Below are 12,810 nucleotides of genomic sequence, written 5' to 3'. Positions count from 1 at the left end.
CTTTCGGACGCCTGTCCGCCCACGGAGGGGTCCTACCCGACCAGCTTGACGTCCGAACCCTTCACCGTGATCTCGACACCGTTGGGGGCCGCCTCGACCTTGTCGAGCTGGATGCCGCCGGGCAGTTGGTCGATCTTCTGCTGGAAGTCGGTGATCGCGCGGATCTTGCCCTCGGCGAGCTCGACGCCCAGCCTGGGCAGGGAGTCGGCGTGCACCTTGACCGTTTCGCCCTCGACGCTGACCGAGCTGAGCACGGAGACCGGCTGGGGCAGCTTCGTGCCGAGCACGGTCGCCTCGACCTTGACCTTGATCTTGCCGTTGCCGCCGTCCGAGAGGCCCACCACCTCGGCGGTGACCCCGGGGCCGACCGCGACGGGCCCGGACTTGGCCGCCTTCAGCAACTCGTCGTACGCGATGCTCGCGGTGCCGCTGGCGCTGTTGGCGGTGGCGGAGCTGTAGTCGCCGTCGAAGACCACGCCGTGCATCTCGGCGCTCAGGTCGTCGATGCGGATCTTGGCCGTGGCGGCACTGGTGCTGCCCGTCACCGCCTCGTAGCTCTTGATGCCTATCTTCACGTCGTCGAGCTCGCCGCCGGCCACCTGGGTGAGGAACGGGAAGCCGTCGATGGACACGTCGGGGGTGCTGGACAGACCCTCGGTGGTCCTGATCCGGTCCGCGGCCTTGTCCTCGGCGAAGCCGACCGCCACCCGGTCCGCGATCACGAACAGACCGCCCAGGATGACGACGACGATCAGAAGTATTCGCAGTGCGCGCATGCTCGGTGTTCCCCCACCTCGGCCGGATCTCACGTCCTGACGACCCGAGTGGCCGTCTCGCGCGAGACTAACCCTGGCCGAGGCCTTGGCCGGAGGGTTACCCGGAGTTGTCGATCACCTGTGACAGGCGGCCGTCGACCCGTCGAGCCCCTCCGGCCGGACTACCCGAGCGCCCTGCCCAGTACGTAGATGGCCGGAGCCGCCGCGGCCAGCGGCAGCGCCACCCCCGCCGTGAAGTGCACGAAACGGGACGGGTAGTCGTAGCTGGCGACCCGGTGGCCGACCAGCGCGCAGACGCCCGCGCCGAGGCCCAGGAAGGCTCCCTGGGTGCCGAGGTCCGTCATCCCGCCCACGGCGATACCGGCGCCCGAGGCGGCCAGCAGGGCGACGACCACCGAGGCCGGCGTGGGCAGCGGCAGCGCGCGGGCGAGGACCGCGACGGCGACCGCGGCCGCGCCGACCGAGACGGCGTCGGGGTCGGCGGCGAGGTGCCCGGCCGCGACGATCGCCAGCGCCGCCGAGGCGACGGTCGCCATCAGGCCGGACATCCGGGTGTCGGGGTCGGCGTGGCTGCGCAGTTGCAGGACGAGGGTGAGCAGGACCCACACGCCGAGGGTGCCGAGGATCGCGGCGGGCGCGTGTTCGCGGCCCGCGGCGAGCAGCGCGACGTCCGCCGTGAGCGCGCCCGCGAAGGCCAGCGCGATGCCCTGCCGGGCGGGCCACATCCCGTTCAGCCGGAACCAGCCCGCGGCCGTCACGGCCTGCAGCAGCACCAGCGGTACGGCGAGCGCGTACTCCCCGACCGGGGCCGCCACCGCGAGCAGCAGCCCGAGGACGGCGGTCAGGGCGGCGGGCTGGATCCCGGGCTCGATGATCGGCGACCGGCCCTCGGCACGGGCGCGCTGGGCGTCGGTGACACGGGTGTTGCCGGTGGTGGTGGCGGGGCCGTAGCCGGGGTCGGCGCCCTCTTCGGCGGCGGCACCGGAGTGAACGCCGGGCGTCGTGCCGCCGGGGCGGGCGGAGTGCGCGTGGGCGAAGCCGTCGGCGCCCGGTGCCTGGTGGGCGGCCTGGGCGTGCTCGGGCGTCCACTGCGGCGTCGGCGCCTCCGGCGGGAGGGAGTGCGCGGCCGCGCCGTAGGGCTCGGCGTATCCCTGCGGAGGCAGGTACGCCGTGTCCGCGGCGGCCGGGGGCTGCTGCGCCTGGGTCTGCGTCTCCCAGGTCTGCCCCTCCCACTGCTGTGTGTACTGGTGCTGCTGCGAGGGGTCGTCGTATCCCTGCTGCTGCCCGGGCCACCCGGGCTCCTGCGGCGGCTGGTACGGCTGCTGCTGCTGTTGCCCCTGCTGCGGGTGCGGCTGCGGCTGATACGGCTGCTGGTGCTGCGGGTGCTGGTACGGGTCGTAGCCCTCGTACCCACCGGGTCCACCGGACCCTTCGTACCCGCCGGCCCCGTCGTACCCCTCGTACCCGTCGTACGGCTGTTGGTTGCTCATCGTCTCGCTCACCCTCCTGCGAACGGCGGGAGCACCTCGACCGTGCCGCCCTCGGCCAGCCGTACCGTCTCATGTCCGCGGGTCCCCACGGGGTCACCGTCGATGAGGAACGAGCATCGCAGCAGGACACGGACGAGTTCGCCGGGGTGTCGCTCGCGGGCGGTGTCGAGCGCCTCGGCGAGCGTGCCCGCGTCGTACGGCTCCTCGGCGACGCCTGCCGCGGCCTTGGCGGCGGCCCAGTAGCGCACTGTGCCCTTGGCCATCTCATTCCTCATTCAGTGGTTGCTGTGAACACCGCCAGGCTAGCTCTCGTCGGTGCCGGCCCGGCCCGCGTGGGCGGCGGCCCAGTCGCCGATGCGGGTGAGCAGTCCGTCGTCCGCCGCGTGCTCGGCGTGCCCCATGCCGTGCTCCAGCCAGAGTTCGGCGTGCCCGTCGGCCGCGGCGGCCAGCATCCGCGGGTGGTCGACGGGGAAGTAGCCGTCCCGGTCGCCGTGAACGACGAGGAGCGGGGTCGGGGCGATGCGGGGGACGGACTCGACGGGTGAGAGCGGCACCGGGTCCCACTCCTGGTGGTGGATGCGGGTGCGCAGGCCGTAGCGGCCGACGGCGCGGCCGACCGGGCGGGTTACCAGCCAGTGCAGGCGCCGCATAGGGGCGGTGCCCCGGTAGTACCAGCGGGCGGGAGCGCTCACCGAAACCACCGCGTCCGTACGCGCCTCCGTGCGCCCCGCGTGCTCCTGCCCCGCCGAGCCGTACAGGGCGGCATGGCGCAGCACCACGGAGCCGCCCATGGAGAAGCCGACGGTCGCCACGCGCGTGTGCCCGAGTTCGCGGGCCCAGGCCACGGCGGCCGCCAGGTCGAGGACCTCCCGGTCGCCCACCGTCGAGTGGCCGCCGGAGGCCCCGTGACCGCGGAAGGAGAATGTGACCACCGCCGCAAACTGCGCGAACGCCTGTGCGGCACGGCGTACGTGCGGACGTTCGAGGTCGCCGGTGAATCCGTGCGCCACGACGATCGCGAGGTCTTGGGAGGGCCCGGTTCCGGGGTCGTACGCCGCATCGATGGTGACGCCGTCCACCGTCCGAAGAAACGTCCGAGCAGGGGCTCCGCGGCCCGTCTCAGTAGGTGGACCATTGGAAGATCGCGTCGTTTGACCTGCCGGACCTGAGCTCATGTGGGCTATTCTGCTGGGCAGAGGACTCGGGCAGCGTAGCCCCCGGGTCCTTTTGTGCTTTCTGAAGCGTTGTATACGAAGCGGGAAACCGCAGGTGTACGAAGGTGGGGAATGCATGGCGGCTCCCAAGGCGCGCGGGAACCGCAGTACGAAGCAGTGCCGCAAACGTCCTCGCAGGGACCGAGGAGGAGACGACGTTATGGGCGAGCGAACCGTGCACGATCTCAGGACGACCCGGGCAGGTGGGGCGCGATGAGCTCTCTGCTGCTCCTTACGAATGCCCTTCAGCCGTCGACGGAGGTGCTTCCCGCCCTCGGCCTGCTGCTGCACAACGTGCGCGTCGCCCCGGCGGAGGGCCCCGCACTCGTCGACACCCCCGGTGCCGACGTCATCCTCATCGACGGCCGCCGCGACCTCCCGCAGGTGCGCAGCCTCTGCCAGCTGCTGCGGTCCACCGGGCCCGGCTGTCCGCTCATCCTCGTGGTCACCGAGGGCGGCCTCGCGGCCGTCACCGCCGACTGGGGCATCGACGACGTACTCCTCGACACGGCAGGTCCGGCCGAGGTGGAGGCCCGGCTGCGCCTCGCCATGGGCCGCCAGCAGATCGTCAACGACGACTCCCCCATGGAGATCCGCAACGGCGACCTGTCGGTCGACGAGGCGACGTACAGCGCGAAGCTCAAGGGCCGGGTCCTCGACCTGACCTTCAAGGAGTTCGAACTCCTGAAGTACCTCGCCCAGCACCCGGGCCGCGTCTTCACGCGCGCCCAGCTGCTCCAGGAGGTCTGGGGCTACGACTACTTCGGCGGCACCCGCACGGTCGACGTCCACGTACGGCGGCTGCGCGCGAAGCTCGGACCCGAGCACGAGTCGCTCATCGGAACCGTCCGGAACGTCGGTTATCGATTCGTTACGCCGGAGAAGGTGGACCGCGCCTCGGACGAGGCGAAGGCCAAGGCGGCCCAGCCAAAGCCGGATGATGCGGACGAGACGGCGCACCTGGACGCCGTGGAGGCCGTCGAGGTCACCGCGGAGCCTTAGGAAGCCTGCTGTACGCCCTGCCCAGGGGCGGTCCATCCGCGTAGACTCCGCGCGTGGCCAAGGTGACTCGGGATGACGTAGCGCGACTGGCAGGGACGTCGACTGCCGTCGTCAGCTATGTCATCAACAACGGACCCCGGCCGGTTGCCCCGGCCACGCGCGAGCGCGTTCTCGCCGCGATCAAGGAGCTGGCGTACCGGCCCGACCGGGTTGCCCAGGCCATGGCCTCGCGCAAGACCGAGCTCATAGGCCTGATCGTGCCGGACGCACGCCAGCCCTTCTTCGGGGAGATGGCGCACGCGGTCGAACAGGCCGCCGCCGAGCGCGGAAAAATGGTGCTGGTAGGCAACTCGGACTACATCGCGGAGCGCGAGGTCCACTATCTGCGGGCCTTCCTCGGGATGCGGGTCTCCGGACTGATCCTGGTCAGCCACGCACTGAATGACAACGCTGCCGCGGAGATCGAGGCCTGGGACGCCCGGGTCGTGCTGCTGCACGAACGGCCCGAGGCGATCGACGACGTCGCGGTCGTCACGGACGACATCGGCGGCGCCCAGCTCGCCACCCGCCACCTCATCGAGCACGGTCACGAGTACGTGGCCTGTCTCGGCGGTACGGCAGATACGCCGTCCGTCGGCGACCCCGTCTCCGACCACGTCGAGGGCTGGCGGCGCGCGATGCAGGAGGCCGGGATCCCCACCGAGGGCCGCCTCTTCGAAGCCCCGTACAACCGCTACGACGCCTACCAGGTGGGCCTCCAGCTGCTGGCCGGGCCCGACCGCCCGCCGGCCATCTTCTGCTCCACCGACGACCAGGCCATCGGCGTGCTGCGGGCCGCCCGCGAGCTGCGCATCGACGTCCCGGGCGAGCTGGCGGTCGCCGGCTTCGACGACGTCAAGGAAGCCGCGCTCACCGACCCGCCGCTGACCACGGTCGGCACGGATCGCTCCGGGATGGCCCGCGCGGCCGTCGACCTCGTCCTCGACGACGGCCTGCGGGTCGCCGGGTCGCGGCGCGAGCGGCTGAAGCAGTTCCCGTCCCGGCTCGTGGTGCGCCGGTCCTGCGGCTGCGGCTGAGCCGGACACCCCTGCCTCCCGGGCTCCTGCGCCTTTATATCGGGCATACGAGCTTCTGTCGGGCTTCTCAGGGGGCACTCAGGGAGCTCTCATGATCGGGCGACAAGCTCTGTTCCATGACCGAGAGCTTCCGCCGCAGCGGCGAGTACGAGAACCCCCAGGGTCCCGACCAGCAGTCGGCGTACCCCCAGCAGCAGCACGCCTCTTCCCCCGTGAACCCCGAGTGGCCGCCCCCGCCGGCGTACGAGCCGGCCCAGCCGGGGACCGCCGAGACCCAGGTGCAGCCGCAGGTCCAGCCCCAGGTGCAGCCCCAGCCCCAGGCTTCGGCCGACGGCGGTTACGGCGGCGGGCACGACGGCGGCGGTACGGCCCTTCTCGGCGCACCCCCCGTCCCCATGGCCCCCGCCCCGGCTCCGGCCCCGGCTCCGAAGAAGCGCGCCAAGGGTCCGCTCGCCCTGCTCGCCGCCGTCGCGATCGCGGCCGCCGCGGTGGGTGGCGGTACCGCGTACGCCTTCCAGGAGCTGACCGGCAAGGACACCGTCTCCTCCAGCTCCACCAGCACGAACGTGATCCCCTCCAGCGCCAAGGGCACGGTGTCCGGCGTCGCCAAGGCGGTCACCCCGAGCATCGTCGAGATCAGCGCGGCCTCGAACTCCGGCTCCTCGACCGGAGCCGGCGTGATCATCACGACCGGCGGCGAGATCATCACCAACAACCACGTCATCTCGGGTGCCTCCTCGATCAAGGTGCAGCTGAGCAACGGCAAGTCGTACACCGCGAAGGTCGTCGGCACCGACAGCAAGAAGGACCTCGCGCTCATCAAGCTGGAGGACGCGCCGTCCGGCCTCACCGCCGCCACGCTCGGCAACTCCGACGGCGTACAGGTCGGCGACCAGGTCGTCGCGATCGGCTCCCCCGAGGGCCTGACCGGCACCGTCACCAGCGGCATCGTCTCGGCGCTGAACCGCGACGTGACCGTCTCGACCGACGAGAGCCAGGGCCAGGAGCAGCAACAGCAGGGCGGCGGCAACGGCCAGTGGCCCTTCTCGTTCGGCGGTCAGCAGTTCAACGGCGACACGGGTTCGTCGACGACGACGTACAAGGCGCTCCAGACGGACGCGTCCCTCAACCCCGGCAACTCCGGCGGCGCCCTCATCGACATGAACGGCAACATCGTCGGCATCAACTCCGCGATGTACTCGGCCGCTTCGGACTCCTCGTCGTCCTCGTCGAGCGCGGGCAGTGTCGGCCTCGGCTTCGCCATCCCGATCAACACGGTCAAGGCCGACCTGGCCACGCTGCGGGCCGGCGGCTCGGACAGCTGACCCTGCTCGCCCCACCCCTCTGCGACCTCTGGAGGTCGACATGACCGAGACAGTGAAGATGATCAAGAGCGTCACTCACACCGTCGTCGTCGGCAGCGACCCCGCCGGGTTCGGCCTGGCTCTCGCCGTGGCCCGCGAGCTGCACGCGCCGGTGGCGCGGGCGCCCGAGGTGGCGACCTCCGCCGCGGGCGCCCGGCCCGCCCTCAGGGCCTCGGCCCGCCGCCGTACCGTACGCGGCTGATCCTTTACCGGACCGCCCGCTGACGTGCGAGGCTGATGGCACCCGACCCCGCCCCACCGCATCCGAGGAATCCGAGCCCATGAGCCCCGCCGAAGGCGACCGTGAACCCCAGCGCATCCTGATCGTGGACGACGAGCCGGCGGTGCGCGAAGCGCTCCAGCGCAGCCTCGCCTTCGAGGGGTACGGCACCGAGGTCGCCGTGGACGGCGCGGACGCACTGGAGAAGGCGACCGCCTACCAGCCCGACCTGGTCGTGCTGGACGTGCAGATGCCGAGGATGGACGGCCTGACCGCCGCCCGCCGCATGCGTGGCGCGGGCACCACGACGCCGATCCTCATGCTCACCGCCCGCGACACGGTCGGCGACCGCGTCACCGGCCTGGACGCGGGCGCCGACGACTACCTCGTCAAGCCGTTCGAACTGGACGAACTCTTCGCCCGGGTCCGGGCCCTGCTGCGGCGCAGCTCGTACGCCTCCTCGGCGGGCGCCGCCCCGGACGACGACGCCCTCACCTTCGGCGACCTCCGCATGGACCTCTCGACCCGCGAGGTCACGCGCGGCGGCCGCGCCGTCGAACTGACCCGCACCGAGTTCACCCTGCTGGAGATGTTCCTCGCCCACCCGCGCCAGGTCCTCACGCGGGAACAGATCCTGAAGGCGGTCTGGGGCTTCGACTTCGAGCCTTCGTCCAACTCGCTCGACGTGTACGTCATGTACCTGCGCCGCAAGACCGAGGCGGGCGGCGAGCCCCGTCTCGTCCACACCGTGCGGGGCGTGGGCTACGTGCTCCGATCGGGCGGCGCGGAGTGAACAAGGTGGTACGCCGCTTCCGCTCCCTGCCGATCCGGTCACGACTGGCGATGCTGGTGGCGGCGGCGGTGGCGTTCGGGGTGGCGGCGGTTTCGGTCACTTGTTGGTTCATCGTCCAGAAGAAGCTGTACGACGAGGTCGACGGCCAGCTCAAGAGCCAGGCGACGCGCCCGCAGCAGCGCAGCGTCATGGACGCCATCAACAACTGCAACCAGGCCGGCTCGTCGACGACGAACGAGAACAGCTTCCACCCGCCCTCCGAGTACTACTTCCAGCTGGTCAGGGACAACGGCAAGTCCTGTCTGCCCTCGGACTCCCCCGGCACGGTGAAGGTCACTGGTTCCGACACCGAAGTGGCCAAGAACCCGACCGAGGGCATCATTCACAACGGGACCGACACCGACGGAAAGTCCGTGCGGGTGTATACCGTGCCCCTGGTCATCATCGACGACGGTGGAAACCGATCGGTGTTTCAGGGCGCCGCCCTCATGTACGCCCTGCCGCTCAAAGGCACGGAGTCCACTCTCAACGAACTCGCCCTCGTCCTTCTCGCCGTCTCCGGCATCGGAGTCGTGGGCGCCGGAGCCGCAGGCCTCTGGGTCGCCCGCGCAGGCCTACGCCCCGTCGACAAACTCACCGACGCCGTGGAGCACGTGGCCCGCACCGAGGACTTGACGATCCGCATCCCCGTGGAAGAGGACAGCGAGGACGAGATCGCGCGCCTCTCGCGTTCCTTCAACTCGATGACCTCGGCCCTCGCCTCCTCCCGCGAGCTGCAACAGCAGCTGATCGCGGACGCGGGCCACGAACTCCGCACCCCCCTCACCTCCCTCCGCACGAACATCGAGCTGCTCACCCGCAGCGAGGAGACCGGCCGCCCCATCCCCGAGGCGGACCGCAAGGCGCTGCTCGCCTCCGTGAAGGCGCAGATGACCGAACTGGCCGCGCTGATCGGTGACTTGCAGACGCTGTCGCGGTCGGACGCGGGCCAGCAGGCGAACACCGTCCAGGTGGTCGCCCTCCAGGACACGGTCGAGGCGGCGCTGCGCCGAGCGCGACTGCGCGGGCCGGAGCTGTCGATCTCGGCGGATGTGCAGCCCTGGTATGTCCGGGCGGAGCCCACCGCGTTGGAGCGGGCGATCGTGAACATCCTGGACAACGCGGTGAAGTTCAGCCCCGAGGGCGGCACGATCGACGTCGTGCTCAAGGACGGCGAACTGACCGTCCGCGACCACGGCCCCGGCATCGACGCCGAGGAACTCCCGCACGTCTTCGACCGCTTCTGGCGCTCCCCGAGCGCCCGCGCCCTCCCCGGCTCGGGCCTCGGCCTGTCGATCGTGGCCCGTACGGTGCAGCAGTCGGGCGGTGAAGTGTCCCTGACCCCCGCCGAGGGCGGCGGCACGGTGGCGACGGTGCGCCTGCCGGGGGCGGCTACGCCTCCGCCGGAGACGCTCTGACCGCGGCTCCGCGGACAGTCGCCTTCGCGCCCGCAAGCCCGGCCGGCGAGGCGAGCCGCGTGTACACCCCTGCCCGCGCCATCAGCTCCTCGTGCGTACCCGCCTCCACCAGCCGGCCGTCGTCGACGACGAGGATGCGGTCCGCGTCGGGGGCGAGGCTCAGGTCGTGCGTGATCATGATCGTTGTGCGGCCCGCCATCAGGCGGCGCAGGGGCTGGAGCACCCGTCGGGCGGCGATCGCGTCGAGGCCGGCGGTCGGTTCGTCGAGGACGAGGACGGGGGCGCGGCGGAGCATGGCGCGGGCGATGGCGATGCGCTGGAGCTGGCCGCCGGAGAGGGCGGCCGTGCCGGGGGCGATCTCGGTGTCGTAGCCGTCCGGGAGAGCGGCGACGAAGTCGTGCGCCGCCGCCTCCCTGGCCGCCCTCACGATGTCGTCGTCGCTCGCCCCCGGCCGCCCGCACTCGATGTTCTCGCGGATCGAGCCGTGCAGGATCAGCGTCTCCTGGGGCAGCAGGGCCACGTTCTCGCGCAGGAACTCCAGGGGTACGTCGGTCAGCGGGACGCCGTCGAGGGAGATCACTCCCGCCGAGGGGTCGTAGAAGCGCGTGAGGAGTTTGGAGAGGGTGGACTTGCCGGCGCCGCTCGCGCCCGTGACCAGGACCAGTTCGCCCGGGCCCGCCGTGAACGTCACGTCGCGCAGGGACTCCTTCGCCGCGCCCGGGTAGCGGAACGACGTGCCGTGGAAGCCGACCCAGCCGCGGACGGGCCACGGGCGGACCGGTTCGGCGGGGTCGCTCACCGCGGGCTCGGTGTCGAGGATCTCCTGGAGGCGTTCCGCGCCGGCCGTGGCTGCGGTGAGGGTGAGGCCGAGTTGGCCGAGGTTGCGGATCGGCGGGTAGAGGTAGCCGAGGAAGGCGGCGAAGGCCAGCAACTGGCCCAGCGACATGCGCCCTTGGGAGATCTCCCAGGCACCGAGACCGATGACGGCGAGGACGCACAGCGTCTCGACGACCTCGACGAACTGCTCGTACATCTCGCTCGCGCGCGCCCCGCGCACGGACGCCCGCATCCACGCGCGTGCCTCGCGGTCGAGCCTCCTCTCCTCCGCCCGCCGGCGGTTGTACGCCTGGGTCAGCACCACATTGCCGAGGGACTCCTCGACGACCGAGGTGATCGCGCCGTCGGCGGCCCGCTCGTCCTGGGACGCCTTCCTGATACGGCCGGAGAAGCGACGGGCCGCGAGGAGGAAGAGGGGCGCGAGGAGGAACGTGACGAGGGCCAGGTCCCAGCGGAGCCAGAGCGCGGCGGCGGAGTAGAAGACCGCCGAGAAGAGCGCGGAGACCGTCCCCACCACTCCCGACACGACCATCTGCTCGATGGCCTCGACGTCACCGGTCAGACGCTCCACCAGATCACCCTGGCGGTGCTTCTGGAAGAAGTCGGGTGGCAGGTCCTGCACATGGCGGAACACGCCCGCGCGCAGCCGGAGTACGAATCTCTCCGCGGTCCATACGGCAAGGGAGTTGCCGAAAAAGCCGACGAGCGCGCCGAGTACGGCGACACCCAGCCAGGCCCCGGCCGGACCCCAGAACGCGGAGACCGAACCGGCCTTCAACGCATGGTCGGTGAGCTCCGCGAAGAGCAGGATCGACGCGGTCTCGGCGAGCGCGGCCACGATCACGCAGCCGATGATCAGCGCGAGCCATTTACGGTCGCCGCGCGTGAGCGGCCAGAAGCGCGTGAACGCCCCTTTCACTTCCTGCATTCCCTGTTCCTGCCTTCCCCGTTTTCCCTTTCCGGTCCCGAACACGCCCGAGGCGGGCCCCCGCGTCGGAACGCCGGGGCCCGCCTCGAAGGGGGTGTCAGCAGCCCTTGCCGCCACCCTTGCCGCCGACCGGGCGGCGGTTGGTGCGCTGCGCGGCCGGGGCGGCCTTCTTCGGCGCGGCCTTCTTCGGCGCGGGGGCGGCCTTGCGGTGGCTCTTGACGGGGGCGACCTTGTGGAAGCTCATGGGGTTCTCCTTCTTCCTTCGGGTGAATTCCCTTTGCCGTTCGCGCTGTTCGCTTTCGACATGGAAAACACTACGGGAGCCTGGAGCAGGGAGTCACCAATTCCCCTTAGACCTGAATGAATTGCGACTGAGATCAATTTTCAGGCGACTCGGGGAACCGACTCCCACTTCACACAGGGTTTATTACAGGCCTCACTTGGAATTTACCGAGCCAATTGCCAGGGAAGACCCCGTCACCCGCACCCGGATCCCGTCCTTCTGCACCCGCACATCCCGCAGGCGCACCTCCCCGTCCGCCGGATGCGGGAGACGGAAGCCGAGGGAGAGCTGGTCGACGAGGACCGGGCGGGTGAGCCGGGACAGGCCGTCGAGGAGGGCCGGGTCGAGGCCGAGGCGCTTCAGCAGCAGTGGGTGGCCGACGGCCACGTCGACGAGGTTGAGGCGCATCGCCTGGCGGACGAACCGTGCCGAACCCGTGAGCCGCGCGAGCTTGGTGTCGTCGCGCAGCGCCTCACGCACCGCCGTGTCCGGAACCCCCAGGCGGTGCACGACCGCCGGGACGGAGAGCAGGGCCCTCGCCTTGCCGGTCTCCTTGCCGAGGCGCGCGGCCGAGCGGGATGTCAGGTGCAGACCCTCGGAGGCGCGGACGCCGGGGCGGTATGTCGCCAGGTCACCTATGTCCAGGCGCATTCCGCCGATCTGCGTCGAGATGCCGCGCTCGCCGTCACGGCGGATGCGGGCGTCGGCGCGCAGCCGCAGGTCATGGCCCGCCACCGGCAGCCTGCCGCGCGCCCGGACCTGATCGCCGCCGTGGCCCGTGAACGTCACCTGGGACGCGCCGAGTTCACGGTTGAGGTCGGCGAAGGAGAGCAGCACCTCGCCGTGCAGTTCGGGGATCCGGGCGCCGCGCACGGTGGTGGGCCCGTCGGCGTCGAGCCGTACGTCCGTCGCGGTCGCCGTCACCCTGGCGAGGGTGACCCGGTCGGCGGCCACGTCCGGCACGGTGACCTTCACGCGGTCGAGCCGGTCGTCGGCCAGCTGGGTGAGGAACGGGAAGCCCCCGATCTCCACCTCGGGCGCGGCGCTCAGGTCCAGTTCGCCCTGGAGTCTGTCGGCGGCCTTCCGCTCGGCGTACAGCAGTGCCCAGCGGTCGGCGAGGGTGAGGAAGGCGGCGAGGACGAGGACACCGATCACGGCCTTGAGCGCGAGGGGCAGTCCGGCGAACCGTTTTCGGCGCCGCCGGGAGCCGCGCCGGTGCTGGGGCGGAGCCCATTCCTCCTCGGGCTCCGCCTCCTCCTGGAGGAACTCCTCCAGTGGCCCTTGGTCGAGGGCGCCCAACTCTTCGTAGGCATTCGGATAGGGATGCACTGGTATGCGGTGGGGGGTGCGCATCGTCTCACCCGACCATG

The 12,810-nt window shown here is 71.2% G+C and carries 13 protein-coding genes; 6 read left to right on the top strand and 7 right to left on the bottom strand.

Annotated elements, in window-relative coordinates:
• Positions 1–32: 32 nt before the first annotated feature.
• The 4 genes from ACN6LB_RS00290 to ACN6LB_RS00275 form a co-directional block, all read right to left on the bottom strand.
• Positions 33–776, bottom strand: coding sequence for an LmeA family phospholipid-binding protein (locus tag ACN6LB_RS00290; protein ID WP_445024042.1), 744 nt, complete (start codon positions 774–776; stop codon positions 33–35).
• A 161-nt stretch (positions 777–937) separates the two neighbouring features.
• The gene (locus ACN6LB_RS00285; RefSeq protein ID WP_445024041.1) at positions 938–2,266 is read right to left on the bottom strand and encodes a hypothetical protein; all 1,329 of its coding nucleotides are present in this window, start codon (positions 2,264–2,266) and stop codon (positions 938–940) included.
• An 8-nt stretch (positions 2,267–2,274) separates the two neighbouring features.
• Positions 2,275–2,529 (bottom strand): MoaD/ThiS family protein, encoded by a 255-nt coding sequence (locus ACN6LB_RS00280; protein WP_356142522.1) that lies wholly within the window; start codon positions 2,527–2,529, stop codon positions 2,275–2,277.
• A gap of 39 nt (positions 2,530–2,568) precedes the next feature.
• On the bottom strand, positions 2,569–3,441 hold the full coding sequence (locus ACN6LB_RS00275; RefSeq protein ID WP_445024040.1) for an alpha/beta hydrolase: 873 nt from the start codon (positions 3,439–3,441) through the stop codon (positions 2,569–2,571).
• Between the two features lie 252 nt (positions 3,442–3,693).
• Between ACN6LB_RS00275 and ACN6LB_RS00270 the strand changes: the two genes are divergently transcribed.
• The 6 genes from ACN6LB_RS00270 (at position 3,694) to ACN6LB_RS00245 (ending at position 9,392) form a co-directional block, all read left to right on the top strand.
• A complete protein-coding gene (locus ACN6LB_RS00270) occupies positions 3,694–4,482 on the top strand; it encodes a winged helix-turn-helix transcriptional regulator (RefSeq protein ID WP_356142518.1) in 789 nt (262 codons plus the stop codon).
• 53 nt (positions 4,483–4,535) lie between these two features.
• Positions 4,536–5,558, top strand: a complete 1,023-nt coding sequence (locus ACN6LB_RS00265; RefSeq protein ID WP_356142516.1) for a LacI family DNA-binding transcriptional regulator — start codon at positions 4,536–4,538, stop codon at positions 5,556–5,558.
• Between the two features lie 116 nt (positions 5,559–5,674).
• Positions 5,675–6,883, top strand: a complete 1,209-nt coding sequence (locus ACN6LB_RS00260; protein WP_445024039.1) for a S1C family serine protease — start codon at positions 5,675–5,677, stop codon at positions 6,881–6,883.
• A 40-nt stretch (positions 6,884–6,923) separates the two neighbouring features.
• Complete coding sequence (locus ACN6LB_RS00255) at positions 6,924–7,124, top strand: hypothetical protein (RefSeq protein WP_445024038.1); 201 nt, start codon at positions 6,924–6,926, stop codon at positions 7,122–7,124.
• 79 nt (positions 7,125–7,203) lie between these two features.
• On the top strand, positions 7,204–7,935 hold the full coding sequence (locus ACN6LB_RS00250) for a response regulator transcription factor (RefSeq protein WP_356142512.1): 732 nt from the start codon (positions 7,204–7,206) through the stop codon (positions 7,933–7,935).
• A complete protein-coding gene (locus tag ACN6LB_RS00245; protein ID WP_445024037.1) occupies positions 7,932–9,392 on the top strand; it encodes a sensor histidine kinase in 1,461 nt (486 codons plus the stop codon). The genes ACN6LB_RS00250 and ACN6LB_RS00245 overlap by 4 nt, the downstream gene beginning before the upstream one ends.
• Here the strand turns inward: ACN6LB_RS00245 and ACN6LB_RS00240 are convergent.
• The 3 genes from ACN6LB_RS00240 to ACN6LB_RS00230 all read right to left on the bottom strand — a co-directional run bounded on the left by ACN6LB_RS00240 (position 9,367) and on the right by ACN6LB_RS00230 (position 12,793).
• The gene (locus ACN6LB_RS00240) at positions 9,367–11,157 is read right to left on the bottom strand and encodes an ABC transporter ATP-binding protein (RefSeq protein WP_445024036.1); all 1,791 of its coding nucleotides are present in this window, start codon (positions 11,155–11,157) and stop codon (positions 9,367–9,369) included. The two genes, ACN6LB_RS00245 and ACN6LB_RS00240, sit on opposite strands and share 26 nt — an antisense overlap.
• A gap of 97 nt (positions 11,158–11,254) precedes the next feature.
• The gene (locus tag ACN6LB_RS00235) at positions 11,255–11,401 is read right to left on the bottom strand and encodes a hypothetical protein (protein ID WP_445024035.1); all 147 of its coding nucleotides are present in this window, start codon (positions 11,399–11,401) and stop codon (positions 11,255–11,257) included.
• A gap of 192 nt (positions 11,402–11,593) precedes the next feature.
• Positions 11,594–12,793: a DUF2993 domain-containing protein gene (locus ACN6LB_RS00230; protein ID WP_356142506.1), complete on the bottom strand. Its 1,200-nt coding sequence runs from the start codon at positions 12,791–12,793 to the stop codon at positions 11,594–11,596.
• Positions 12,794–12,810 lie beyond the last annotated feature (17 nt).

Source organism: Streptomyces sp. SAS_270 (assembly GCF_052543295.1).
Note: the sequence above shows the minus strand (reverse complement) of the source record. Positions and strands in the feature narration are given on the sequence as shown.